The sequence below is a fragment of the Shewanella sp. 10B genome, assembly GCF_023475885.1.
GTDB lineage: Bacteria > Pseudomonadota > Gammaproteobacteria > Enterobacterales > Shewanellaceae > Shewanella > Shewanella mangrovisoli.
The window spans coordinates 976,571-1,001,186 of sequence record NZ_JAMDJO010000002.1; the positions used below are offsets into that span (position 1 = coordinate 976,571).

The window sequence follows — 24,616 nt, forward strand, 5'->3', positions numbered from 1 at the left end:
ACCGCAGAGGTAGGTCCAGACGATGACGTTTATTTTGAGTGTGACGACCAAATCAATGATGGCAACAACAACGTTAAAGAATGACTTGTCACCACAGAGAGAATCCAGATTGTTCAGACAGATGGACGATCGGCTCATTTTTATTTTCCCAAGGACTTCAATAAGTACGGTGAGCTTAGATCGGGGTTAAAAGATGTCTATCAAGGTCGGAACCATGTGCTTACGCTCAACATTTAACAAGGCCATCAAATTCGTTACAGCCACAAAAAGCGTGGCTTCCCTCGGACTGCCTACCCGTTGCTTCGGCAGCCGCAAATGCAAGCGTTAAATGGATATCATAAAAATGCGTAAGCTTATATTTTCTATAGTAATCCTATTATCTTCCTGCGTGAAGGCAGATATTACTCCATGTGATGTTGATAGTTACCCAATAAAAGGCAAAAAAATATTGCATCATGCGAACTCATTTTCGCGACCAGCCATTTATTACAAGCAAGGAAACACTCGAGTCATTATTTCTAAGGAAATGGCTATTGCCTTTGTAAAGAAAAATATGTCTGACAGTAAAGACTATTTAGCTAAAGCCAAAAGTCACATTATTCACTCATTAATGGAAATAAGTGGCGCCGAAATAATTGACCAGTCAAATTTACAAATTCCATTGAAGGCATTGGTCTCCGAAGAGTTAAATGTAGCAATCCATGTCATGGCTGGTTACCAAGAGCTTTTCGAAGGTGTGCTGTTTAATAATGAGGCCGCTGTAGAAGTAGATGGAAAGTTAATTCCTGAAACAACAGCAACTTATATGGTTGGAGAAGATCCCCACCCAATTGATGAGTTTAAAGTGGTTCACAAGCTTAATGTTGTTTATAAAAATAGTTCTGTATTCAACAAGTGTTGGCTTGATGTAAAGTAGCCATTTTACAAGCCAAGTCAATGGGAAAATTTGAGGGTGAAACAAGACATCCACAATCCCTCAATGCATTAATTGACCAACAGACAACTCAACAATCAAAGGAATACGCCATCCCCTCGGAGTTGCCGCAGGGTGAATAGACAAATTGCGTGAGTCTCGCCATGGATGGCGAGCTAGCTTTCGCAGGTGCAGGGACGCATCCTTCGGAAGCGATAGCAAATTTGGCTATGAGCACAAGGGGCTTTCAACTCCGTTGGGGCGTCATGGAGCATCCAAGGAGGATAGGACGAGCAGTCCTCCTTGGTCGGGGGTGGGGTGAAGCCCCACGACTTTAATTTTGATTTAGGTTTTATTTTTATTAAAGAAATCAAACAGGATTAGGGCTGTCCCCCTCCAACAAGCAGAAACTGGAGATCCGCAACTCTTCAATGCTTTAAGTCCCCCAAAACAACCCAACAGTCAGTGGAATACACCATCCCTCGGAATTGCAGCATGGATAATTGAGTAATTGTGTAAGTCTTCCCATATATGGCAAGCTAGCTTTCGGCTATAAAACTCAAACAATTTAGGGAACAGTGACATATTTAGACTGGCATAAGAACCCTTACAAACTCGCACCGTGCGTTTGCTTTAAACGTTAGATTACTGAGGCACTATGGAAGACAAATTTGCCCGCATAGAAATTGATGGATGGGAACTCAATGATGGGGAGGCGATTCATCATCAGCATTCAGACACTTTCTGGATTCCTTCCTTTGAGGCTAGGAACAACCTTAAAACAGGACAATTGGTAAAGCTCATCTTCCAGATAGTTACTGAGAATGACGCTGGCATGGAAGAGGTAAATGTAGAGCGTATGTGGGTTATCGTTAAAGGCCGCATCGATAACATTTATAGAGGGCAACTTGATAATGACCCATACTGCACGGAAGAAATACGATCTGGTATGGAAGTATGGTTTCAGCCAAAGCACGTAATAGATATTTACGAATAACAGTAATCTAACAATGCCCCCTAGCCGCTAAATTGCTCATTTTTATCAAAAATTATTAAGATTGCTTTTGTTAAGTTCGGAGATATGGGAGTTTATCAAGACAGCCGTTGTTAAATTTTACAGGGTAAGCGCGAATTAAACCATTTGATTTTATTAATAAAAAACAAGAGATAGAGGCCTCCTAATTGAATGGTTTTACAAGGATAAAAATCTAGGCTCCAAAGGCACATTGGTTAAAAGCCCAATCGCGCAAACCTAAACCGATTAACTCCAAGTTGACTGGCAAAGCCTTAAAACTTGGCACTCACGACAACACCGTTGAAATTAAGACAATCTCTAACTCTTTGCTGCTGAACCGCGCTAAGGGTGTCGATATCATGGAAGGCAAACTCAGAGTGTTCATGGCTTAAGCGAATCACCGCATCGGCAGATGCAAACTCACAACGAAAGATAAAGGCTTGGGATTGATAGGCGCTGTGATAATACACACCGCTCAGGTAGTGGACGTTCACCGCCAGCCCCAACTCCTCTTGGCATTCACGCAGCAGCGCTTCGTGAATAGTCTCGCCGGGCTCTAAGGCGCCGCCGGGTAAGCCCCAGGCGCAATTGCCGTAATTAGCCTTAAGGAGTAACACTTGGCCCGCATCGTTAATGATTACTGCATGGCTACTGAGCCGAAACCTATCTTCAAATGCCATGTCTCAATCCCACGCTAAGGCTGTGTACCACTAGTTGCGATTAAAGGTATTACAACTGGCAAGCTTGCCAGAGGCAAAACCCGTCTTAAACCATTTTACCCTGTCCGCCGAACTGCCATGGGTAAAGGCTTCGGGTTGCACGGCTCGGCCAGCCATTTTTTGCAAGCGATCGTCCCCCACGGCACTCGCGGCGGCAATGCCTTCTTCTACATCTCCAGCTTCGAGCAGATTGAGCTGCCTGTCGACATAATGCCCCCACACGCCAGCATAACAGTCGGCTTGCAATTCAAGAGCGACACTCAATTGATTGGCCTGCGCTTTGCCAGCGGCTTGCTGTGCCTGACGCACTTTAGTGCTGGTGCCGAGTAAGTTCTGCACATGGTGGCCCACCTCGTGGGCAATCACATAGGCAAAGGCGAAATCCCCCGGCGCCCCGAGTTTTTTCAGCTCCTCGAGAAAACTCAAGTCGATATAAACTTTGCTATCAGCGGGGCAATAGAAAGGCCCCGATTGCGCCTGTCCCATACCGCATCCCGTTGAGGTCATATTGCGATAAAGCACCAGTTTAGGTTCAACATATCGCCCCTGCAGCAATTGATTCCAAACAGTTTCGGTTGTGCCGAGGATCGCCGCCACAAACTGGGCATTTTCATCTTGAGCCGCGGTATTGCTGGCCGATTGTGACTGGCTAAACCCTGCTTGATTGCTCGGGTCTAGGGATAATCCGCCGGTAAAATACTGAAACGCAAAATACAGTCCGCCCAACAGCAGTATCACTCGGCCGATTTTGGTGCGAAGTAGAAAAGGCAGCAAGCGCAGCAGGAGCGCGCTGGGCACGCCCGCGGAGGCCATCTGTTGGTCACGTCTGTCTTCGATATTGGAGCTGCGGTCACTGTCACGCCAACGCATTGGATTTCCTAGGCTATGGGTATGGGAGCTAGATTTCAGTGTAGCCGTTATTTGGGATCATTCTGCTCGGTGGGCGCCGCTTTTAACGAGCGCAAAAACAGCCCGAGCCCACCAAAGGCTAACACTAAAATCACGATCAAATCGAAGGCCGACATGGCCCTAAAGTGAAACTGAATCGAGCTTATTACGCCGACAATTAAGGCGACTAAGGAGCCTAAGGTGAGCAGCCAACCGAGCTTGGTCTTGGCATCAAAAAACACCATCACTATCCCGAGGATAAACGGCAGCATCACCATACCAGTGGTGATAGAAAATCCCTGCCCAAAGGCATTCATGCGGTAGAGTCCATAACCCAGTCCAAAACTGGAACTGACCTGTATCGCATTGAACAACAGATAAAATCCTGCACACATCATGGCAAGTCCAATAAAAAATTGGCCAATACCGCCCTGTGTTCCTCCCGCTCCCTTCATACCAATCCTTTCTATTGACGTTGTTGAATCGCTTTGTCGACAGCTTCTTTAAGCTGTAGGTCCTCTGCAGCCTTTTTGGCTTTCTCGTGGGCTGCCAACTGTTTATCCGCCTCGGCCACGCAGCGCTGTTTATCTAGCATGGGCTCGTAGGGGTCGACATCTGTCCGGGCGGAACAGGCCAGCTCCGCACAGCCAGAGGTCAACAATAATGTGGACAAGACTAACATAATCAAAGGGGTTTTCATCTTCGGCTCCTCAACAAAATAGCTACACTTAACCAAGCTAACATTGGCAAGCTTTACTTGAGCTGTATCGATTATGTGCTCAACCATGTTGACACAGATCCACGAAAGGCAAACACTGAGTGATGTTTTTTTATCCACCAATGACCGACGCCCCATTGGTTCATCACGGGGCTAATTAAGACAAGGACTGCGCTTGAATACTCTACTCTTAGGTAAAGGTGAGCAACAGGTTCACTTAAATCTTAAATATGCCAACCGCCACGGACTGATCGCAGGTGCCACGGGGACGGGCAAAACCGTTTCGCTGATGACCCTCGCCGAAGGCTTCTCCCGCCAAGGTGTGCCGGTATTTATCACCGACATTAAAGGCGATATCTCTGGCCTTGGCGTTGCGGGCACACCAAACGACAAGCTATTGCAGCGGGCGGCCGAAATTGGCATTGAAGATTATCAAACCGAGGCTAATCCCTTGGTTTGCTGGGATCTCGCAGGGGAGCAAGGGCACCCCTTACGCACAACCGTGAGTGAGATGGGGCCGACTTTACTCGGGCGCATTCTCGAACTCAATGACACCCAAAGCAGTATTCTAGATATCGTCTTTCAACTGGCCGATGACCAAGGTTTATTGTTACTCGATCTCGACGATCTTCGCGCCATGCTCAACTTAGTCGCCGATGAGCGTAAAGAGGTCTCCGCCAAATACGGGCTTATCAGCGCCCAATCCCTCGCCGCGATTCAACGTTCGGTCCTCGGCTTAGAACGCGATGGTGGCAAAGACTTTTTCGGCGAGCCTGCGCTACAACTCGAAGACTTGATGCGTACTAACTTGCAAGGGCGCGGCATTATCAATTTGTTAGCTGCCAATAAGTTAATCCTGACCCCTAGCCTCTACTCCAGCTTCTTACTCTGGCTGCTATCAGAACTGTTTGAAAACCTGCCCGAAGTCGGCGATCTCGATAAACCCAAGTTAGTCTTCTTTATCGATGAGGCGCACTTATTGTTTGAAGGCTGCCCAGCAAGTTTGCTTAAACGCATAGAACAAATTATGCGGCTTATTCGCTCCAAGGGCGTTGGAGTGTATTTTTGCTCGCAATTCCCTGACGATATTCCCAATGAGATCTTAGGTCAGCTCGGTAATCGCATTCAGCATGCCCTTCGGGCGTATACCCCAAGGGATCAAAAAGCCGTTAAAACCGCGGCAGAGACCTTTGTGCCCAACCCTAAATTGGTGGTCAGTGAGGTGATATCACAACTCGCCGTGGGGGAAGCTTTAGTCTCGACACTCGCCGAGAAAGGCGTGCCCACTATGGTGGAACGCGCCCTAATTGCGCCGCCTCGCTGTCGTATGGGGCCAGCAAGCCCAGAGGAGTTAAGCGCCATTCGTGCCAAGAGCCCCATTGGTGGTAAGTACGATACCTTAATCAACCGAGAGTCCGCCTACGAGCGACTCAATCAGCGGCACGCCGAAGCGGCCAATGGCGCCACTAGCTCGAAAACGGCGAATACGCCCGCTACCCAAGAGGCTGAACAGGGCTGGTTTAGTGAACTGATTTTTGGCAATAAACGCCGCCAAGGGTTAGCCGAGACACTCTCTAAACAAGCGGCTCGAACCGTGGGTAATCAACTCGGCAAACAAATATTGCGCGGACTACTCGGCGGCATACTCGGCAAGTCGACCCGCAGGTAACGGTGCAGGGCTAAAACCGTGCGCTAAACCGCATATTTTATATACACATTGGCACTACCATTAGCGTGAATTATTCTAAGTAGTGAGTGGATCTTAGTTAGGATTTAGGTGATAAGATTATTTTGCGAGTACCGCTCAGAGAGGCAAATAAATTCAAGTAATTTACCAATAGTTTTAAATAGTTGTGATTTAAAAATGGTGTAATTCGAGTTTAATCGTTTCGTTTTAATCAGGACATCATGGAACGGGTTTTACGCAAATGGCTTACATGATTAGCCTGATGAACAACCACTGAAAGTACATGGAGTTAGCTATGAGTAAAGAGCAAAAAAATCGCAAAGAGGCCAAGAAAAAGCCGTTAATGACGATGAAGGAAAAACGTGCCGCAAAACACGCCAAAAATGCGTCTAAAGGTCTCCTCGATAACGTTAAATAATATTGTGGCACTTTAGGGTGCGCCTCCAATATCAACAATTAAGGGTTAACTGCGGTTAGCCCTTTTTATTGGCTCGCTCTCGGTTATTGGTTATTAATCCCGCAAACAACACAGATTCAGTTATCAATAAGGTGATGATTTAATTAGCCTAAGCCCTTAACAGAAAATGTCACCTAGACTAAAGCAACATGCACATTGCTTGAGTCTTTTGCTAAGGTTTTATTTACCTAGATCACCCAGAACCACAATCGCAGCTAAGTTACCGATTTATCAGCTTATTCCATTTTAGCCATCACAGCACCCGACGCTCGCTAGCCCTAGTGGAATATTGACGATAAGCCTCATAAGTCACGATTTAGACTGCATATAAACTCGTGTCAAAGCCTGTATTTTGAGCAGATTTGGGTATATAAGTAGTGATACTAAAGTAGCAATCAAACAGTCCGATTTACCTTACCCTATATAACACAATAAAAAATAAGGATATTTCAGCATGAAAATCAACAAACGTTTTATCGCCGTTGGCGCAGCATTAACACTCTCACTCAGCGCCGCCTCAATGGCGGCCGCACCTGCCTTTATCAATATCTTAACTGGCGGCACCAGTGGCGTGTATTACCCCATTGGTGTGGCACTGTCGCAGCTCTATGGCTCAGGCATTGAAGGCGCTAAAACCTCGGTGCAAGCCACTAAAGCCTCGGTTGAAAACCTCAACTTGCTGCAAGCGGGTCGTGGGGAATTGGCCTTAGCCTTAGGCGACTCGGTGGCTGCAGCCTATCAAGGCGATGCCGATGCCGGCTTTAAAAAGCCATTAGACAAGGTGCGCGTGCTCGCAGCCGCTTACCCTAACTACATTCAAATTGTGGCCAATAAGGAATCTGGCATCAAAACCTTAGCCGATTTGAAAGGTAAACGTATTTCTGTCGGTGCGCCTAAGTCGGGCACTGAACTCAACGCGCGCGCAATTTTTAAAGCCGCGGGTTTAAGCTACGAAGACATGGGCAAAGTGGAATTTTTACCCTATGCCGAATCGGTCGAGCTGATTAAAAACCGTCAGTTAGACGCGACCCTACAATCCTCGGGTTTAGGTATGGCGGCGATCCGCGATTTAGCCGCGACTATGCCAATCAACTTTGTGGAAATTCCCGAAGATGTGATCGGCAAGATCAATAACCCAGCCTACCAACATGGGGTGATCCCAGCAGCCACCTACGAAGGCCAAACCGCCGATGTCTCTACGGTTGCGATTCAAAACCTGTTTGTGACTCAAGCGGGTGTGTCTGACGATTTAGCCTATCAGATGACCAAACTGATGTTTGAGCATTTAGACCGCCTCGGCAACGCCCACTCAGCGGCGAAAGCCATTCAATTAGACAAGGCCACCAAAAACCTACCTGCGCCACTGCACCCAGGTGCTGAGCGTTATTTCAAAGAAGTTGGCGCACTCTAAGGGTGTAACCTCAATCTGTGCGACCCGTTTTTCACCTAAGCACTTGAGTGATAGCGTCACTCAAGTGCTGCGTCGCCCTCTGTAGTCTAATGCTGTGAGGCATAAATATGAGCGATTCCGAACAAGGACTAGGCGCTAAGACCAGTGACTGGCCCAAGGCACTGTTTTATACGGCGCTAGTTTTCTCCATTTTTCAAATCATTACCGCCGCCTTTCATCCCGTATCGACCCAAGTATTGCGGGCAACCCATGTGGGCTTTTTACTGTTAATCGTATTTTTAAGTTATCCAGCGGTGGGTAAGTCTCGCCCTTGGCAACCCTTGGGCTGGGTGCTTGGCCTTGCGGGCATGGCAACGGCCGCCTACCAATGGTTTTTTGAGGCCGATTTGATCCAACGCTCGGGTGAACTCACCGATGCCGATATGGTGATAGGCGTAGTGTTGATTGTCTTAGTGTTTGAAGCCGCGCGGCGGGTAATGGGCTGGGCACTGCCGATTATCTGCTGTATTTTCTTGGCCTACGGCTTATTCGGCCAATATCTCCCCGGTGACTTAATGCACCGCGGCTACGGCGTTGATCAAATTATCAATCAGTTATCCTTCGGTACCGAGGGCCTCTACGGCACACCAACCTATGTGTCGGCCACCTATATCTTTCTGTTTATTTTGTTTGGCGCCTTTTTAGAGCAGGCGGGAATGATCCGTCTGTTTACCGATTTTGCGATGGGATTATTCGGCCATAAACTCGGCGGCCCGGCGAAAGTGGCCGTGGTTTCTTCGGCTATGATGGGCACAATCACGGGCTCGGGTGTCGCCAACGTGGTGACCACGGGGCAATTTACCATCCCCTTGATGAAACGCTTCGGCTACCGCCCCGCCTTTGCTGGCGGTGTAGAAGCCACCTCCAGTATGGGTAGCCAGATTATGCCGCCCATCATGGGCGCGGTGGCCTTTATCATGGCCGAAACCATTAACGTGCCGTTTATTGAAATCGCCAAAGCGGCGTTAATCCCCGCATTATTGTATTTCAGCTCAGTGTTCTGGATGGTGCATCTGGAGGCAAAACGCGCCAATCTCTGTGGCTTACCCAAGGACCAATGTCCCGATCCCTGGGCAGCAGTGAAGGATCGCTGGTACCTGCTGATCCCGCTGTTTATTTTGATTTACTTGCTGTTTTCGGGTCGTACGCCGCTGTTCTCTGGCATGGTCGGTTTAGCACTGACTTCGATAGTGATCTTAGGCTCTGCGATTGTGCTTCGCCTACCTTCTAATGCGATGCGCTTCGCCTTTTGGATTGCCCTTGGGGTGTTGTGTGCTGGCTTCTTCCAGATGGGTATCGCCGTCGTCTTTGGGGTTATCGCCTTACTGGTTGCTGTCTGTTGGTTTATCAAAGGGGGCAAAGATACCCTGATCATCTGCCTGCACGCCTTAGTCGATGGTGCTCGCCATGCGGTGCCCGTGGGGATAGCCTGCGCCCTGGTTGGGGTGATTATCGGTATCGTCTCACTGACGGGGATTGCCTCAACCTTCGCCAGTTACATCCTCGCCGTCGGTCAAGATAACCTCTTCCTCTCACTGGTGTTAACTATGCTGACTTGTATGGTGTTAGGTATGGGTATCCCGAGTATCCCTAACTACATTATCACCAGCTCGATTGCCGCACCTGCCCTGCTGGACTTAGGTGTGCCGCTGATCGTCTCCCATATGTTTGTGTTTTACTTTGGGATTATGGCCGACCTCACGCCTCCCGTCGCCTTGGCCTGCTTTGCCGCCGCGCCAATCGCAAAAGAATCGGGACTGAAGATCAGTCTATGGGCGATTCGCATCGCCATCGCAGGCTTTGTGATCCCTTTTATGGCGGTTTACGACCCAGCACTAATGCTGCAAAGCGATAGCTGGCTTGCCATCGGCTTTGTGATATTAAAAGCCACCGTGGGCATTGGTATCTGGGGCGTGATCTTTACCGGTTTCTTACTGCAAAAGCTCTATTGGTGGGAACGCGTTATCGGCTTCCTCGCCGGAGCCAGTTTAATCCTTGCGACACCGCTCAGTGATGAAATCGGCTTTGGACTGGCGCTACTCTTTATCGTGCAGCACAGCCTAAGAGCGCGCAAACTGAAACGTCTTGCCGAGCAGGGGTAAGGTTTTGAGCGTATGCAAAGGTAAGGCAATAAGATGCTAGGTCTATGTTTAGGCCTAGCGGGCACACTGTGGGCACAAGTGCCCACAGAGCAGTTCACCCTAGCATGGAATCACAGCATAGAAAAAATCCGCTGGGAAGAAGACTATCGAGTCACCACTCAAGGATTACGGCTCACAGAAGCCAGAGTCAAAGGCACGGGGGCGGGAATGGAAATCCCCGATGATGCAGTGTTTAGCAATGGCAGTTGGCATTATCAACCTAAGCTGCCCATGCTGCCGAGTTTACGCTTAGGGCGCACACCCGAGGCGGGGGATTTTGAGCTGTGCTTCACTCGGGCTTCAGGAGAGGCGCAATGCCAAGCCATGAGTCATTGGATTGGTCCACCGAACAAACAAGATGCCGCCGTTGAGGTGTGGGGCTGTGAGCTGTAAATATCACAGTAGGAGGGCGCGCAAGCAAGGCGCGTCCGCCGCCCATTAGCGGTCAATAGTACTCTCATTCCGTGAGAAGCTGTAGCCGTTTTTCCCTTGATGTTTAATACGATACATAGCCGCATCGGCGCGATCGCAGCTTTGGGTAAAACGCTCGCCGTACTCAAAAATATCGATACCGATACTCAAGCTAATCGCCACTTCACAGCCATCGAGCAAGAAACGCTGTCGATAAACATCCAGTAAGGATTGCGCGAGCATGCCTAAGGCTTCGGTATGCGAAGTGGGCAGGACAATCACAAACTCGTCCCCGCCGAGCCGCGCGATCTTCGCCTGCGCGCCCGAATGCTCTACTAAGGAATGCGCCACGTGCACCAATAAGTTGTCGCCAAACTTGTGACCATGGTGATCATTCAAAGCTTTAAAACCATCAAGATCGATAAAGAATAACGCCCCGCGCTGGCCGGGTTGCAATAATTCATCGAAGGCCTTGGCGATAGCTTGGCGATTCATCAGGTTCGTGAGTGGATCGCTATGGGCTAGGCGGGCTAAATCCAGCTCGTAGCGCTTTTCTTGAGTGATATCGATATGGCTGCCCATCATCCGCAGCGGCGTGCCATCGGGGAGACGCTCAACAATGCGGCCACGATCCGACACCCAAGTAATGCTGCCATCTTTGTGCAGCATACGGTGCACGACCTGATAATAATCGGCCTTGCCATTCACATGGTCTTCAAAGGCTTTGATTACCCAGTCTTTATCATCTGGATGAAGTTTGCTTTTCCAGCTGTCGACATGGGCGCGAAGCTCCTCGCGGCTAAAGCCGAGCAGTTCGCCCCACTTCACATTGAACAGAGTGAGATTGCCACTGGGAACATGTTGCTCCCACAAACACAAGCCATTGCCATCGAGGGCGGCAAAGAGTTTTTCTTCGGCACGATTATTGAGCGCCGTTAACCGCGCATTTTCACGTTTAAGCTCGGCGATTTCGGCCTGAAGTTGCTTTATTTGTGCTGCAGAATCCGCTACCACGAAAAATCTCTGTCATTAAATTGGGGAATTTTCGTCCAGTGTAAAACAGTTCATGCTGAAGGGACATAGTAAAAAGGATAAAGCCAAAAGGGAGAGCGCAAGCCGCGTAAAAGGAGTCAGCCAAATGCTGACCCCATCTTCAACGCGTTACGCTTAATCGCGGGTGAGCACTTCAAGCAATTCAATCTCAAAGGTGAGGTCCGAATTCGGCTTGATATGGGCACCAATTTGGCGCTCGCCGTAGGCTAAATGCGCGGGAACAAATAACTTACGTTTACCACCAACCTTCATGCCCATCAGTCCTTGATCCCAGCCTTTAATCACACGGCCAGTACCGATCACGCATTGAAATGCCTGACCACGGTCAGAGGAGGAATCGAACTGAGTGCCATCCTGCAAAAAACCGCGGTATTGAGTGGTGATCAACGCGCCTTTTACGGCTTCTTTTCCTTCGCCGATAATCAGATCGACAACTTCTAATTCAGTCATTTAATTAATCTCTTCGCCGTCACTTATATTCAAGTGATTGATCAAAGCGCCTATTCTAACATAGCTAGCCGAGCTTGTCGGTGCAGCTCATCCATTTTGTGGCGCAGGTTTAGATACGTCTTTACCTCCCTTTAAATTTGCCGCAGCGCCCCAATATCTACAGCATGCATTGAGCTAAGGAGCCATTCCATGATTATTGCCTGCCCCCACTGTGACACCTTAAACCGCGTGCCCCAAGAGCGGTTAACTGAGCAGCCGACCTGCGGCAAATGTAAACAAAATCTGTTTGCGGCGGCGCCCATTGAGCTCACGAGCGCCAATTTTATCAATCACGCTCACAAGTCAGAGTTGCCACTCGTTGTCGATTTTTGGGCCAGCTGGTGCGGCCCCTGCAAAAGCTTTGCGCCCACCTTTTCGGCGGCGGCAAAAGCATGGGAACCACAATTTCGCTTCGGCAAGATTAATACTGAGGAGCAACAGGCACTGGCGGCACAATTTGGGATCCGCTCTATCCCTACGCTAATGATATTCAAACAGGGGCATGTTATCGCCCAGCAAGCGGGCGCCTTACCCAAGTCGGCGCTCGACCAATGGCTGCAGAGTTATAGCTAGAATCTATAGTTTCGCCCATAAAAATACCCAGCCTAGCTGGGTATTTTATTTGAATGAATCAGGCGCGTTTACACTTCCCAGAAGGTGTGAGCAATAATGCCCAGCACTATCATGCTGAGGAAGTTAATTATCATGCCCACTCGCACCATTTCCGACTGCTTGATATGGCCAGAGCCATAAACAATCGCATTAGGCGGCGTCGCCACTGGCAACATAAAGGCGCAGGAGGCTGCAATACCAATCAGCACGGAGAGCATCACAGGGGATACTCCTAATGCTTCGGCAATCGCCGCAAATACCGGCACTAACAGCGCCGCGCTCGCGGTATTACTGGCAAACTCGGTCAGCATCACCACAAAGGCGATCACCGCAAACACGAACAGTGACATATGGGTGCTGCCAAAAATATCCGTCATCCAGTGCGCGAGGAACACGCTGGTACCAGTGCTTTTGAGCACGGCACTCAAGGTCAAACCGCCACCGAAGAGGATCAACACGCCCCAATCTGTAGTCGATTCAATCTTCTTCCAACCCACCAGTCCTAAACCCGCCAGCAGCACGACCGCACCGAGTGCAACGACGGTATCAAATTGTGTAATTCCGCCGAGCGCTTTTGCCAGTGGCACACTGAAAATCCAGCAACAAACGGTTGCGAGAAAGATAACCAACGTCAGTTTGCCTTGGAAGGTCAGCTTTTGATCTTCAACCGCCAACTCGCACTTAGCCGATAAATCTGGCTTAAAGTACCAATAGAGCGCCAGCAGCATCATAGGCAACATTAAGATCACGGTTGGGATCCCAAACTTCAGCCAATCGCTAAAGCTCAGCCCCACCTGTGCCGCGGCAATCGCGTTTGGCGGGCTGCCGACTAAGGTACCAATACCGCCGATGTTCGCGGAATAGGCAATACCCAATAACAGGAATACATAAGTGCTGTGGTATAGCTTGCGATCGAGTTGCTGCAAAATCCCCAGCGCGAGTGGCAACATCATCGCCGTGGTGGCAGTGTTACTGATCCACATAGACAACAGCGCCGTTACCCCAAACAGCATTAAACAGGCAATGCTGAGTTTACCTTTGGAGGCCAGCAGGAGTTTTTGCGCGATCAAAGTATCGATCTTTTGATGGTGCAGCGCCGCCGCAAGTACAAAGCCACCGAAAAACAAATAGATAATCGGATTGGCAAAGTTACTCATGGCTTCTTTGGTTTCAAACACCCCAAAGAATACCGCCAAAATAGGCACTAAAATCGCCGTGATACTGATGTGAATCGCTTCGGTTAACCACAAGATAGCGGCGAACACTAAGATAGCCAGACCCGTATTGACCCCTTGGTCAAAGGGTAAACCGTAATACAGCGCAAATAGCAGCAAAATATCCGCGACTAAGATCAGCATTTTTTTCTTTTCAAGCCCGACATTCGCGGACGAATGATTGGGGGGAACAGACTTTGATTGCTCTAAGGACATGGTGACAACCTTCATACCATTATTTTTTTAGGCAAATTTAGGGCATAGGTCACACTAGTCAAAGCAGTTTATTTTGTTGTTTTGCTACCCAGCAACCACAAATACTGCTGACAAAAGGCGCACAAACGCCATTTTCGAGATAAAAATCACCTGTTTTTGATCTGAACTTATGTACATAATTTTCAAACGGATAAAATTTGAGCAAAAGACAGATAAAGCTGTAACTGAATAAATGTTTAAAACTGTGACCCATGTCAAACTTCAGTTTTACACCAAGTGATAAAGGCTGAATTTAACCTTAATAACAGTAGTTAAAACCACAATATCGACCGTATGAACGAAATTACAGATAAACATATCGACAAACCATTAACAGCATCACTATCGATTTAATTACATTCAAACAACATGTATCGCTTGTCGTGCATTTGTTCGGGTCGCCACTAATCACTTTGCAACAAAACTATGGTGAGTAAATCACCCATAGCGATCTTCAATTCCGGCTCGCACACAGCGCATAACAGCCGGTCAAGATTTAACCAAAATTCAACAAAGATTGCAGAGGTTGCCAACTCCACTTATATTTCAGTTTGAACCTCAATTGGGTATTTAAAATATCGCTTTAAATAGCCAAAGGCTTTAAGGGGCATAAGTATGGAAAGAAGATTCAACCCTTTAGACTTATCTGATAACGCCCAGGGACATCAGATCTGCCTTCCTGTCGAGTTTGTGCAAGCGCTCGCAGTGGCGAATTCACTTCAAGAAGTACTCGATACCGTTTCCCAATGGCTCTACCAACTGTTTGATGCCGAAAGGGCCAGCATTACCTTGAGGGACGACGCCAACTTTCTCAAAATCTATTCCATCCGTGGTAACAAAGCGATCCCGCTCGATTTCAGGGTACCTATCGCCAATACCCTTGTGGGTCGCGCCTTCACGGAAAAGACGGTACTCATCTGCGATGAATTAGATAAATCCACCGAACTGGACTGCATCATGCTGGCGCAACACGGCATGCAAACCTGTATGGATGCACCGCTGCTTTATGGCGATGTCTGCCTAGGCACGCTCAATGTCGCTCATAAGAAATCATCCTATTACAGTGAGTTACATGCCATAGAGTTGCAATGCTTAGCCAATTGGATTGGGCTTAATATTAGCCTGCGACTACAACTGAAAGAACTCGAATACCTTGCCTCGACCGATCACCTGACTGGCGCCGCCAATCGACGGGTGTTTACTCAAAAAATCCGCCAAGCCATTACCGAGTTCCATGAAAATGGCCAATCGTTTTTCTTTGGCTTGATGGATATTGACCATTTTAAGATGTTGAATGACCAATTTGGTCATAGTGCAGGCGACTATGTGTTGCAGCGCATCGTCGCTATTTCCGAAACTATGATGACTAGCCCGGGGAAATTCTTTCGCATTGGCGGTGAGGAGTTTGCGATTATCTTCCCCGAGCAAAGCGAGTATGAGCCCTTGCGGTTTTTTAACGATATCAGGGAAGCGATCGCCCTCGCCGCGATGGATTACGATGGCATACCTATCAGTGTGAGCGTGAGCATTGGGTTTACCGCAATGCACATTCATGACAATACCCCAGAATCCTTGCTGAGGCGCTCGGATAAGGCGCTCTACCAAGCCAAACCCGCTGGCAGAAATCGCGTGCTCATGTTTAACAGTGCGCAGGCATAAAGGTAAATAACAGGGACGTTATAAATCCTTTGCAGAAAAAACGCACAATAAAACTGCAAGTTGGTAACATTTAAAACTCATTATCTCTATGAATAATAAACACAAAAATTATTCACCATCTCAGTCAATCTAACTCACTTTACCCTGCACAACATTCGGCCTAAAGTCGCGCCCGTAATCTCCTTCTGTTTATTTTTTTACCTGTTTTGGTACCGCCAGTGGAAAATATCGCGTTAACGCCATCGACTCAAAAGCCTGGGCTGTTTGTGCCTGTAGCAGGCTTAAGCCTATTTGCCCTCGCCTCGGGCTATTTGATGAGTTTGATCCCGCTCTCCCTCAGTTACTTTGAACTCAGTCTCGATCTCGCGCCGTGGCTCGCGAGTATTTTCTACTTAGGCTTATTATTGGGCGCACCTTGTATCGCCCCCATAGTGGCACGCATCGGCCACAGTAAAGCCTTTATTCTGTTTTTGAATGTCTTATTGTGCAGCGTTGTGGTGATGGTTTTGCTACCACAGAGCAGCGTTTGGTTAGCCGCCCGTTTGGTCGCGGGCCTCGCCGTGGCGGGGATTTTTGTGGTTGTCGAGTCTTGGTTGCTAATGGCCGATACCCAAAAACAGCGGGCCAAACGCTTAGGACTTTATATGACCGCCCTCTACGGTGGTACGGCAATTGGACAACTCGCGGTCGATTATTTAGGTACCACGGGCAACCTCCCCTATTTAGTGGTGATAGGTTTACTGGCCGCCGCCAGTTTGCCCGCGTTATTAGTCAAGCGTGGTCAGCCGCAATCGAGCGAGCAACACTCGATTGCCCTGTCAGATCTTAAAAACCTGAGTAAACCCGCCGTGGTCGGTTGTTTAGTTTCGGGATTATTACTCGGCCCCATTTACGGCCTATTGCCTGTGTATGTGTCGCAGGACATGGGATTTGCCCAGCAGACGGGGCAATTTATGGCGTTAATCATTATGGGCGGCATGATAGTTCAGCCCTTGGTGAGCTATTTATCTCCACGCTTCCAGAAGAGTGCCTTAATGGCCGCCTTCTGCTTAATTGGCGCTGCGGCACTCTTCTTACTGACGCAAAAATCCCTTGTTGGACTCTGGCTAGGCTTTGTGTTGCTGGGCGCCTGCGCCTTTGCCCTCTACCCTATCGCCATCAGTCTGGCCTGCGATCATCTGCCCAGCAGTCAAATTGTGTCTGCAACCCAGATTATGTTGCTCAGTTATTCCGTCGGTTCGGTTATTGGCCCGGTTGCCGCCAGTCGCTTTAATCATATCGAACATGGCTTGCTACTCTACTTAGCCGCAAGCTTTGTGCTGACCTTTGGTTATCTTGGCGCGCACTTACTGCTACGGAGCAAACCCCGCTTACCGACGGCAAAAGCTTAGTGCTGGTTGGCCGAGTGAATAAAAATGGGCGCAGATAAGGGCGCCCATTTTATTAGGAAGTTTGTTGCCTTAACTCAGTTACTGGCTCAGCGCAGGGAATGGCCCAGACACTGTCCTGCGGGCCGTTGAACACGCGCTGGCGCGTCAGTCGGTATCCATAATAGAACACACAACTAAAGGCGAGCGCCACCAGATCGACTCCAAGCGTTGCCAACGAATGGGGCGCCCATAAGCCTAAACTTGGCACTAACAGCCCAATCATAGAAGTAATAGGCATGGCCAAAGTCGCTAAGGCGCACAGAGGTAAAATCAGTAGCGCCGCCCTCGCCGCGCCGCGCCAGAAGGCATAAGCCACTAAGGCAGCGAACACCAGATAATACAGCCACAGGTAAATATGATTAATATTACTCACATGCGCGTAAAACCATTTGCCCAGCAGCATGCTCACCGCCAGAGCGGCAACCGAACCCAAGCAAATCCCCACGGTGGCGCTCGCCATTAACCGACTGGCGCGGGTCTGCTCACTAGCCTGTTTTTTACGTCGCTTTTCCAGCCACAGCAAATTACCACTATAAAATAAGAAGGCGCCGCTCAAGCCTAAGAAGAAATATACCCAACGCCCGAGGTCGCCCCCATAACTGCCAAAATGCAGTCCAAAGAATACCGCGACCGATCTGGCCCAAATGCCATTTTCACTCGCATCAATCGTGCTATTCGACACTTTCAGATTATAAGGGTGCATGTATAAGTAGTCGGTGACTGGCCCACGCATAAAACCATTGGGGTTATATAAGCCTAAACGTAAGGTCGCACGGGGATTATTCAAGTTCATAAAGGTCATTTCATGCACTTGATACTCGGGCGCCAACTCCTGCACCTTTGCTAGAACGGTTGTGATCTTAGGTAAATCGGCGAGAGTGTAAGGCGTTCTGTCGGGCGCTGGCTGGGCAAATAATGGTTTTTCACCATAAACCATATGCTTAAGCCCATCATAAAGCTGATCATGGAAGGCAAACACTATCACGGTCAAACTGATCACCAGATGAAATGGCAAACTAGTGATGCCGACTAAGTTGTGGGCATCGAGCCAGAAACGACTCTCGCCCTTATCTTTACGTAGGGCGAAAAAGCTTTTAGTTAAGGTGGGCAGTAAGAAAATCACTCCAGAAACCAGCGCCAAGAAGTATAAGAAGGCGGCGACGCCGAGCACATAGACGCCCGCTTGATCGTGACCCACTTCACCGGCAATCCCCGCAGTGCGGTGTAATTGGTCAATCAGCTCGGCCAGCTCGCTTGGGGTACTCAGTTGAGTCACTAATTGTCCCTGCTCGTCGAGGCTAGCATGCCAAAGCTGGTTGCTCATGCTGAGTTCACGCTCCGAGCCCTGCTGATACCAAGTCATCGGCGACTGATGTTCATCATTCAAATGCAAACTAAAGCCATTTTTCGCCTTATCGTCCCGCGCTAACACCTGCAACACTAACTCATCGAGCCTATCAGCAGAGACTTGCGGCAAAGTCACAGAGGGCGGCATTGACCAAGCGTCAATCGCACCTTTAAACATAGTGAGCGATCCGGCATAAAAACCGATAAACAACACTATTCCGGCGATGATCCCAGTCCAAATATGGATAGACTGATACACCCGTAACACATCACTGCGAACTTTCATCCCTTATCACCTAAAGGTATATAAAACTATATAAGTCAAAATGTTAAGCAGGCCTAAATAGCCAATGGCCCTGAGTCCTGTTTTAAAGAGAAAACTCAAACTTAAGACAGATAACCAAATGGGCGCGATCAACCACATATTGACCTGCACCTTAGTATCGGCATCTATTCCGCCCGGACCAAACCAGGCAAATAATCCCACTAGCCCTAGGGCTAAGGTAAAACCTAACACTAACCCTGCCAGTGACTTAGTCCACCAGTCGGGTTGTAACTTGTCCTGTTCAGCTATACGCGCCATGGCTTATTTCCGACCGATAAGAGAGATAAAAGGCACTAAGCCCGAGAGCAACATCAACAGGGCTATCCAGAGAAACATTGCGGCACTGAAGGTGAACAGACTCAGCCAACCAATCAAGCTGGCGAGGGCAAGCCCATAGGCGAGTAACCGCCAAGGCCGCTTAGGCAAAGGGCGAGCTAATCGTTTTTGCTGCTTATTGGTCAGATAACACAACAGGCAAGCCGTCAGCGTCGACAACAAAAAGATAAGTTGCAACACGGGATTTATCCTCTCACGACAAAGTGTTAGCACAATTAAACTCACTGAAATCTATCGCCTTTTCGCCTGATACCCACAAAGCAATAACGGGCGAAATGATAGAAAATTGAGTTAATTTCGGGACTCTAACTTTGGTGAGAATAGTTCGCAATAACATTTACACTGTAAGGATAAGCAATGACATCTGGGTCACACATCGACAAGTCCAATGCAGTCTTGTTGCCTCATGTTAACCATTAAGATACATTTTGCTGCAAAATGTAACACCAAGTGATTAAAACTAAACCGTATTCCGCCCCAATAAATTCGCCATCGCAACATATCAGCAAAGGAAGCGACATGATAAAAACTGAACTTAACCTGCCAAGCTCTATTGGCCTCTCTAAAATCATCCCCCTGGTGATTTTACTGATCCTCTTTATTTCACTCTTTGGCAGTTGGTACACGGTCGACCAAGGTGAGCGCGGAGTGATTCTACGCAACGGTAAGATCATCGGCACCGCCGAGCCAGGGCTCGGATTTAAAATGCCACTGTTCGATACAGTAGTGAAAATCTCAACCCAAACCCACACTACCAGCTACAGCTCATTGCAAGCCTACAGCCGCGATCAACAACCCGCGACCCTCAATGCTTCAGTCACCTTCAACGTGCCGCCGGATCGTGTCGAAGAAGTCTATGCCAACTTTAAGAGTATCGATGCCATGGTGGCTCGTCTGCTCGACCGCCAAGTGCCAACGCAAGTTGAGAACATTTTTGGTAAATACACTGCGATTTCGGTCGTGCAGGAGCGGATCAAATTCGGTATCGATGTCACCAGCGCCATCACTAACTCGGTCAAAGGCCCCATCGAAATCACCTCTGTACAGATTGAAAATATCGACTTTTCCAATGCCTATGAAAAGTCTGTAGAAGACAGAATGCGCGCCGAAGTTGAGGTACAAACCCAACTGCAAAACCTCGAAAAAGAAAGAGTCAGCGCACAAATCGCCGTGACCCAAGCGCAGGCGGAAGCCGACTCACAACTCGCCCGCGCTAAGGCTGAGGCCGAAAGTATTAGGATCAAAGGGGATGCAGAGGCGTCTGCCATTAAGAGCCGCGCAGAGGCACTGGCACAAAATCAAAACCTCGTCGAACTGACCAAGGCCGAGAAGTGGGATGGTAAGCTGCCCACCACAGTGCTACCAACGGGCACTCTGCCCTTTATCGATGCTAAAAAGTCGAACTAATAAACGACTGAGCATCAGGCGTCGCTCTGCCGCGTGAGCGGAACCATTGAAGTGTCACAATAAAAAATCCCCAGTCATTGCTGGGGATTTTTAGTTAGCGTTAGCACTATGAGCAGCAGTCGCTACGGCGCAGCCAACTTCTTGGGATCTTTTCAAATACCACTTTCGCCATCAGCAGTGCGAGCACTATGCCTGAGGTAGCAACTAGCCACTCGGGCAACATTTGATGTTGCTCACCAATCTGTGGCATCACCTCAAAACCAAAGTTAGCGACCAGATAGTTCACCAAAGCGCCAGCGACTAAGGCAACACCCAAGACACCACCAAGATAGCCATAGAGCGCGCGCTTACCCAGCTCCTTAGTCACCACGCCTAAAGTCGCGATATTGGTTGCAGGACCTGCCATCATAAACACCAGCACGGCGCCGGGGGAGACACCCGCCAGTAGCAAGCCGGCGGCAATCGGCGTCGAAGCTGTAGCGCAGATATACATAGGCACAGACACTAGCACCATCACCAACATGGCCAGCAATCCATCGCCCCACTTAGCTAAAAAGTCTGCTGGAACATAGGTTTGTACTATGGCCGCGAAGAATAAGCCCACCAGCAACCAAAGTGTGGTGTCACGCACCAGATCCGTTGCCGCATATTTAAGCCCTATGCCTACACGTGCAATCACAGACTCAGACTTAAGCTCGGTCGCCATATCCTGTGTTGATGCGCAGCAGCTCTCGCCTTCGACTTGATGGCTGTCAGCCGTTTTCGCGCTTGAGCTACCACAACAAGCACCCTTTTTCACTACAACTATTTTTTCAGGCGCGGCAGTTTGAGTGCCACAGCATGAACCAGCATTTTCAATCTTAACCGCACTAACTTTAGCCACATTAACCATACCGACAGCGCCCATGCTTGGGCCGCCAGTTGCCATTAGACTTGGCGCCGCCATCGGCGTCATTTTGATTTTGGGCTCGGTTGCTGACGCTTTCGCGTTTTCACTGCCGCAGCAGGAAGACTTAACCGGCGTGATTGCGGGCGTCTTAGTCGATGCGCAGCAGCTTTTTACCGCTTCGGTTTTGACCACTTTCTCCGCCGACGGGGATTTTGAAGCACAACATGAAGCGACAGGCGCAGTGCTAGCGAATGCCTTGTCTGACTGAGCCTCGGCCTTAGCCGCAGGTTTGCCATCGTCATCATCTCGCCCGACTAAAAGGCCCGCAACAATAGCGCTGGTGATCGCCGCAATCGGCCGTACTATCGCCATAAAAGGGCCGAGCAAAACGTAAGAAACCGTTACAGAGTCGACTCCAGTTTCAGGGGTGGAAACTAAAAAGGAAGTCGTTGCCGCTTTCGATGCGCCAGAGCGGCGCAGCCCAACGGCCGCGGGGATCACCCCGCAGGAACACAGAGGTAATGGCGCGCCTAACAACGCCGCCTTCACCACGGTTTTAAAGCCATGCCCGCCGAGCTGCTTTTGCATCCAAGCCATGGGCACAAACACTTTGAGTAGGCCCGCCAGAATCAAGCCGAGCAACAGCCAAGGGGCGGAATCTAAAAACAGATCGATAAAATTCTTCAATAACATAGTTAATTCCCTGACTTATCTAGGGTTGTCGCATCTGGAGTTTGGCCATGGTCGTGCTCCACACGCACTCGCTCTGTGCTCGACTCCAGCGCCTCTAAAATCGAGCAATGTTCGGCGCTACGCGGCCCGCCGCAGCAGGCATCCGACAGTTTTTGCAAACTGGTTTGAAAATGCAGCAACTCGGCAATCTTAGTCTGCACCTGAGCCAACTTGACGTCGACCATGCCCTTCACATCGGCACAGGCCCAATTGGATTTATCCAACTCGATAGAAAGCAGCTCGCTAATTTCACTCAAGCTAAAACCCACCGCCTTCGCCCGCAGAATAAAACGCAGCCGTGCGGCATCGGCATCGGTATAGACCCGATAGCCAGAGTCGGTGCGGCTCGAAGGCGAAAGCAGGCCGTGTTTCTCATAAAATCTGAGGGTATCGGCTTTCACTTCGCATAAATCGGCTAACTCACCAATGCGGTACATAGTTCTATCCTTTGTAGCTTAGCTTGCCTCATGCCAACCTAAGCTGACAATCAACATCATGGTGCGAGTATAAACCTTAGAGCCTACTCCAAGGTCAAGGGCTATTTTTAAATTTATCCCTCAGTCAAAAACACGGCACTTTGTTCTGATATCAATATTGTGAAATCGCGCAGAAAAAACACCCGTAAATCCAGTTTTACGGTAGAATACGCGCGCCTGACGCTGGGACAAAAAATATAAGTAGGACCAAGGGGCTTTTGGAAAGCAGAATCCGATGGAAGTTGTTCTGTTTTCCGAAAGATCCTTGAAACTAAAATAACTGGACCCTGTACCCAAATGACTGTTGCAAATAATGCCAGACCCATTCGTCGCGCGCTGTTAAGCGTTTCAGATAAAACCGGAATTCTCGAATTCGCCAAAGCATTACACGCCCAAGGCGTTGAACTGCTGTCAACGGGCGGCACCGCTCGCTTGTTAGCGGATAACGGCGTGCCTGTTATCGAAGTATCTGACTATACAGGACACCCTGAGATCATGGATGGTCGCGTTAAAACCCTGCACCCTAAAGTGCATGGCGGCATTTTGGCGCGTCGCGGTCTTGATGAAAATGTCATGGCTGCCAACAACATCAATGCAATCGATCTGGTTGCGGTTAACCTCTACCCCTTTGCCGATACCGTTGCCAAAGCCGGTTGCACCTTAGAAGATGCGATTGAAAACATCGACATCGGTGGCCCGACTATGGTGCGCGCTGCGGCGAAAAACCATAAAGACGTGACTATCGTGGTAAATGCGGCCGACTATAACCGCGTATTAGCCGAAATGGCCGCCAACAATGGCAGCACGACTCACGCGACCCGTTTCGATTTAGCGATTACCGCCTTCGAACACACTGCCGGTTACGATGGCATGATCGCCAATTATTTCGGCACTATGGTTCCTGCGCATAGCACTGATGAGTGCTTCGAAGACTCTAAGTTCCCACGCACCTTCAACACTCAATTAGTGAAGAAGCAAGATCTGCGTTACGGTGAAAACAGCCACCAAACTGCAGCCTTCTATGTTGACACTAAGATCGACGAAGCCTCAGTCGCAACGGCAGTTCAACTGCAAGGTAAAGCACTGTCTTACAACAACATCGCCGATACCGATGCCGCCCTAGAGTGCGTAAAAGAGTTCAGCGAACCCGCTTGCGTTATCGTTAAACACGCTAACCCATGTGGTGTTGCACTGGGTAAAGACTTACTCGATGCCTATAACCGCGCCTATCAAACTGACCCAACGTCAGCCTTTGGCGGCATTATCGCCTTCAACGGCGAGTTAGATGCAGCAACCGCTAGCGCTATCGTTGAGCGTCAATTCGTTGAAGTGATTATTGCCCCAGTCGTGAGCCAAGCTGCCCGCGATGTAGTGGCCAAGAAAACCAACGTGCGTCTGTTAGAGTGCGGTCAATGGGATACTAAGACCAAGACCTTAGACTATAAGCGCGTAAACGGTGGTCTGCTGGTGCAAGACCGCGACCAAGGCATGGTTGGCTTAGATGACATTAAAGTCGTGACTAAGCGTCAACCGACCGAGAGCGAGCTGAAGGACTTAATGTTCTGCTGGAAAGTGGCTAAGTTCGTTAAATCTAACGCCATTGTTTACGCTAAAGACGGTATGACCATCGGTGTCGGCGCCGGCCAAATGAGCCGCGTCTACAGCGCTAAGATTGCTGGTATCAAGGCTGCCGATGAAGGCTTAGAAGTGGTTAACTCTGTGATGGCGTCCGATGCCTTCTTCCCATTCCGCGACGGTATCGATGCCGCAGCGGCGGCGGGCATCAGCTGCATCATCCAGCCTGGTGGCTCAATGCGCGATGCTGAAATCATCGCTGCTGCCGACGAGCACGGCATGGCCATGGTAATGACGGGCATGCGCCACTTCCGTCACTAATGCCACCTACAGCCAGCACGCCATGTGCTGGCTGTTTCGTTTATCGCACTCTGTAGCGCTAAAAATCTAACCACAAGAATTTAAAACTCAAAGGGAT

Annotated in this window: 24 protein-coding genes; 12 read left to right on the forward strand and 12 right to left on the reverse strand. The window is 49.2% G+C overall.

The features are described from left to right. Window positions 1-328: 328 nt before the first annotated feature. Both M0415_RS11835 and M0415_RS11840 read left to right on the forward strand, forming a co-directional pair. The gene (locus M0415_RS11835; protein ID WP_249553429.1) at window positions 329-916 is read left to right on the forward strand and encodes a hypothetical protein; all 588 of its coding nucleotides are present in this window, start codon (window positions 329-331) and stop codon (window positions 914-916) included. Window positions 917-1,571: 655 nt separating this feature from the next. Further along, window positions 1,572-1,910 carry a DUF2314 domain-containing protein gene (locus M0415_RS11840; protein ID WP_249553428.1) on the forward strand — a complete coding sequence of 113 codons (339 nt, stop codon included), beginning with the start codon at window positions 1,572-1,574 and terminating at the stop codon, window positions 1,908-1,910. Between the two features lie 290 nt (window positions 1,911-2,200). Here M0415_RS11840 and M0415_RS11845 read toward each other — a convergent pair whose 3' ends face one another. Genes M0415_RS11845 through M0415_RS11860 form a run of 4 tightly spaced genes read right to left on the reverse strand, consistent with a single transcriptional unit; the run spans window position 2,201 to window position 4,235 of the window. Beyond that, window positions 2,201-2,608, reverse strand: coding sequence for an NUDIX hydrolase (locus M0415_RS11845; RefSeq protein ID WP_249553426.1), 408 nt, complete (start codon window positions 2,606-2,608; stop codon window positions 2,201-2,203). A 30-nt stretch (window positions 2,609-2,638) separates the two neighbouring features. Then, the gene (gene ypfJ, locus M0415_RS11850) at window positions 2,639-3,517 is read right to left on the reverse strand and encodes a KPN_02809 family neutral zinc metallopeptidase (protein WP_011715671.1); all 879 of its coding nucleotides are present in this window, start codon (window positions 3,515-3,517) and stop codon (window positions 2,639-2,641) included. 47 nt (window positions 3,518-3,564) lie between these two features. After that, window positions 3,565-3,990, reverse strand: a complete 426-nt coding sequence (locus M0415_RS11855; RefSeq protein ID WP_011621267.1) for an NfeD family protein — start codon at window positions 3,988-3,990, stop codon at window positions 3,565-3,567. A gap of 11 nt (window positions 3,991-4,001) precedes the next feature. Further along, the gene (locus tag M0415_RS11860; RefSeq protein ID WP_249553424.1) at window positions 4,002-4,235 is read right to left on the reverse strand and encodes a hypothetical protein; all 234 of its coding nucleotides are present in this window, start codon (window positions 4,233-4,235) and stop codon (window positions 4,002-4,004) included. Between the two features lie 193 nt (window positions 4,236-4,428). Here M0415_RS11860 and M0415_RS11865 point away from each other — a divergent pair, with 193 nt between their 5' ends. From M0415_RS11865 to M0415_RS11880, 5 genes are all read left to right on the forward strand, one after another. Continuing rightward, entirely contained in the window at window positions 4,429-5,922 is a 1,494-nt protein-coding gene (locus M0415_RS11865; RefSeq protein WP_249553422.1) for a helicase HerA-like domain-containing protein, read from the forward strand. A 313-nt stretch (window positions 5,923-6,235) separates the two neighbouring features. Then, entirely contained in the window at window positions 6,236-6,358 is a 123-nt protein-coding gene (locus M0415_RS21460; RefSeq protein ID WP_039978852.1) for a hypothetical protein, read from the forward strand. A gap of 493 nt (window positions 6,359-6,851) precedes the next feature. Next, window positions 6,852-7,808: a TAXI family TRAP transporter solute-binding subunit gene (locus M0415_RS11870; RefSeq protein WP_011627359.1), complete on the forward strand. Its 957-nt coding sequence runs from the start codon at window positions 6,852-6,854 to the stop codon at window positions 7,806-7,808. 107 nt (window positions 7,809-7,915) lie between these two features. Beyond that, on the forward strand, window positions 7,916-9,949 hold the full coding sequence (locus tag M0415_RS11875) for a TRAP transporter permease (protein ID WP_249553420.1): 2,034 nt from the start codon (window positions 7,916-7,918) through the stop codon (window positions 9,947-9,949). A gap of 33 nt (window positions 9,950-9,982) precedes the next feature. Continuing rightward, a complete protein-coding gene (locus M0415_RS11880; protein ID WP_249553418.1) occupies window positions 9,983-10,381 on the forward strand; it encodes a DUF1850 domain-containing protein in 399 nt (132 codons plus the stop codon). Window positions 10,382-10,426: 45 nt separating this feature from the next. On the opposite strand, the gene M0415_RS11885 is transcribed toward M0415_RS11880, so the two are convergent. Both M0415_RS11885 and M0415_RS11890 read right to left on the reverse strand, forming a co-directional pair. Continuing rightward, entirely contained in the window at window positions 10,427-11,413 is a 987-nt protein-coding gene (locus tag M0415_RS11885; RefSeq protein ID WP_249553416.1) for a diguanylate cyclase domain-containing protein, read from the reverse strand. Window positions 11,414-11,566: 153 nt separating this feature from the next. Further along, a complete protein-coding gene (locus M0415_RS11890; RefSeq protein ID WP_249553414.1) occupies window positions 11,567-11,902 on the reverse strand; it encodes an FKBP-type peptidyl-prolyl cis-trans isomerase in 336 nt (111 codons plus the stop codon). A 189-nt stretch (window positions 11,903-12,091) separates the two neighbouring features. On the opposite strand from M0415_RS11890, the gene trxC reads away from it, so the two are divergent. Then, a complete protein-coding gene (gene trxC, locus M0415_RS11895; RefSeq protein ID WP_249553412.1) occupies window positions 12,092-12,514 on the forward strand; it encodes a thioredoxin TrxC in 423 nt (140 codons plus the stop codon). A 68-nt stretch (window positions 12,515-12,582) separates the two neighbouring features. Here trxC and M0415_RS11900 read toward each other — a convergent pair whose 3' ends face one another. Further along, window positions 12,583-13,983 (reverse strand): DASS family sodium-coupled anion symporter, encoded by a 1,401-nt coding sequence (locus M0415_RS11900; protein ID WP_088211888.1) that lies wholly within the window; start codon window positions 13,981-13,983, stop codon window positions 12,583-12,585. Window positions 13,984-14,637: 654 nt separating this feature from the next. Here M0415_RS11900 and M0415_RS11905 point away from each other — a divergent pair. Continuing rightward, window positions 14,638-15,681 (forward strand): sensor domain-containing diguanylate cyclase, encoded by a 1,044-nt coding sequence (locus tag M0415_RS11905; protein ID WP_249553410.1) that lies wholly within the window; start codon window positions 14,638-14,640, stop codon window positions 15,679-15,681. 218 nt (window positions 15,682-15,899) lie between these two features. Then, window positions 15,900-17,072: an MFS transporter gene (locus M0415_RS11910; protein WP_249553408.1), complete on the forward strand. Its 1,173-nt coding sequence runs from the start codon at window positions 15,900-15,902 to the stop codon at window positions 17,070-17,072. Between the two features lie 52 nt (window positions 17,073-17,124). Here the strand turns inward: M0415_RS11910 and M0415_RS11915 are convergent, their stop codons facing one another. The 3 genes from M0415_RS11915 to M0415_RS11925 are packed head-to-tail and all read right to left on the reverse strand — an operon-like array spanning window position 17,125 to window position 19,299. Further along, entirely contained in the window at window positions 17,125-18,744 is a 1,620-nt protein-coding gene (locus M0415_RS11915; protein ID WP_249553406.1) for a PepSY-associated TM helix domain-containing protein, read from the reverse strand. 6 nt (window positions 18,745-18,750) lie between these two features. Continuing rightward, complete coding sequence (locus M0415_RS11920) at window positions 18,751-19,041, reverse strand: hypothetical protein (protein WP_089068612.1); 291 nt, start codon at window positions 19,039-19,041, stop codon at window positions 18,751-18,753. Between the two features lie 3 nt (window positions 19,042-19,044). Further along, window positions 19,045-19,299: a hypothetical protein gene (locus M0415_RS11925; RefSeq protein ID WP_249553404.1), complete on the reverse strand. Its 255-nt coding sequence runs from the start codon at window positions 19,297-19,299 to the stop codon at window positions 19,045-19,047. A gap of 339 nt (window positions 19,300-19,638) precedes the next feature. Here M0415_RS11925 and M0415_RS11930 point away from each other — a divergent pair, with 339 nt between their 5' ends. Further along, window positions 19,639-20,526 (forward strand): prohibitin family protein, encoded by an 888-nt coding sequence (locus M0415_RS11930; protein WP_086903802.1) that lies wholly within the window; start codon window positions 19,639-19,641, stop codon window positions 20,524-20,526. Window positions 20,527-20,632: 106 nt separating this feature from the next. On the opposite strand, the gene M0415_RS11935 is transcribed toward M0415_RS11930, so the two are convergent. Together M0415_RS11935 and zntR are read right to left on the reverse strand one after the other, a co-directional pair. Next, window positions 20,633-22,108 carry an SO_0444 family Cu/Zn efflux transporter gene (locus tag M0415_RS11935; protein WP_249553402.1) on the reverse strand — a complete coding sequence of 492 codons (1,476 nt, stop codon included), beginning with the start codon at window positions 22,106-22,108 and terminating at the stop codon, window positions 20,633-20,635. Between the two features lie 2 nt (window positions 22,109-22,110). Then, window positions 22,111-22,584, reverse strand: coding sequence for a Zn(2+)-responsive transcriptional regulator (gene zntR / locus M0415_RS11940; RefSeq protein WP_011621248.1), 474 nt, complete (start codon window positions 22,582-22,584; stop codon window positions 22,111-22,113). Between the two features lie 336 nt (window positions 22,585-22,920). Here zntR and purH point away from each other — a divergent pair, with 336 nt between their 5' ends. Further along, on the forward strand, window positions 22,921-24,519 hold the full coding sequence (gene purH / locus M0415_RS11945) for a bifunctional phosphoribosylaminoimidazolecarboxamide formyltransferase/IMP cyclohydrolase (protein WP_249553400.1): 1,599 nt from the start codon (window positions 22,921-22,923) through the stop codon (window positions 24,517-24,519). The last annotated feature ends 97 nt before the right edge of the window (window positions 24,520-24,616 follow it).

What these genes read in the sequence shown, in the direction of transcription:
- M0415_RS11935 (WP_249553402.1), bottom strand. Translation starts at nt 22,108, where the DNA reads ATGTTATTGAAGAATTTTATCGATCTGTTTTTAGATTCCGCCCCTTGG.
- M0415_RS11930 (WP_086903802.1), top strand. Translation starts at nt 19,639, where the DNA reads ATGATAAAAACTGAACTTAACCTGCCAAGCTCTATTGGCCTCTCTAAA.
- purH (WP_249553400.1), top strand. Translation starts at nt 22,921, where the DNA reads ATGACTGTTGCAAATAATGCCAGACCCATTCGTCGCGCGCTGTTAAGC.
- ypfJ (WP_011715671.1), bottom strand. Translation starts at nt 3,517, where the DNA reads ATGCGTTGGCGTGACAGTGACCGCAGCTCCAATATCGAAGACAGACGT.
- M0415_RS11845 (WP_249553426.1), bottom strand. Translation starts at nt 2,608, where the DNA reads ATGGCATTTGAAGATAGGTTTCGGCTCAGTAGCCATGCAGTAATCATT.
- M0415_RS11915 (WP_249553406.1), bottom strand. Translation starts at nt 18,744, where the DNA reads ATGAAAGTTCGCAGTGATGTGTTACGGGTGTATCAGTCTATCCATATT.
- M0415_RS11900 (WP_088211888.1), bottom strand. Translation starts at nt 13,983, where the DNA reads ATGTCCTTAGAGCAATCAAAGTCTGTTCCCCCCAATCATTCGTCCGCG.
- zntR (WP_011621248.1), bottom strand. Translation starts at nt 22,584, where the DNA reads ATGTACCGCATTGGTGAGTTAGCCGATTTATGCGAAGTGAAAGCCGAT.
- M0415_RS11835 (WP_249553429.1), top strand. Translation starts at nt 329, where the DNA reads ATGGATATCATAAAAATGCGTAAGCTTATATTTTCTATAGTAATCCTA.
- M0415_RS11870 (WP_011627359.1), top strand. Translation starts at nt 6,852, where the DNA reads ATGAAAATCAACAAACGTTTTATCGCCGTTGGCGCAGCATTAACACTC.
- M0415_RS11855 (WP_011621267.1), bottom strand. Translation starts at nt 3,990, where the DNA reads ATGAAGGGAGCGGGAGGAACACAGGGCGGTATTGGCCAATTTTTTATT.
- M0415_RS11860 (WP_249553424.1), bottom strand. Translation starts at nt 4,235, where the DNA reads ATGAAAACCCCTTTGATTATGTTAGTCTTGTCCACATTATTGTTGACC.
- M0415_RS21460 (WP_039978852.1), top strand. Translation starts at nt 6,236, where the DNA reads ATGAGTAAAGAGCAAAAAAATCGCAAAGAGGCCAAGAAAAAGCCGTTA.
- M0415_RS11880 (WP_249553418.1), top strand. Translation starts at nt 9,983, where the DNA reads ATGCTAGGTCTATGTTTAGGCCTAGCGGGCACACTGTGGGCACAAGTG.
- trxC (WP_249553412.1), top strand. Translation starts at nt 12,092, where the DNA reads ATGATTATTGCCTGCCCCCACTGTGACACCTTAAACCGCGTGCCCCAA.
- M0415_RS11840 (WP_249553428.1), top strand. Translation starts at nt 1,572, where the DNA reads ATGGAAGACAAATTTGCCCGCATAGAAATTGATGGATGGGAACTCAAT.
- M0415_RS11875 (WP_249553420.1), top strand. Translation starts at nt 7,916, where the DNA reads ATGAGCGATTCCGAACAAGGACTAGGCGCTAAGACCAGTGACTGGCCC.
- M0415_RS11920 (WP_089068612.1), bottom strand. Translation starts at nt 19,041, where the DNA reads ATGGCGCGTATAGCTGAACAGGACAAGTTACAACCCGACTGGTGGACT.
- M0415_RS11905 (WP_249553410.1), top strand. Translation starts at nt 14,638, where the DNA reads ATGGAAAGAAGATTCAACCCTTTAGACTTATCTGATAACGCCCAGGGA.
- M0415_RS11890 (WP_249553414.1), bottom strand. Translation starts at nt 11,902, where the DNA reads ATGACTGAATTAGAAGTTGTCGATCTGATTATCGGCGAAGGAAAAGAA.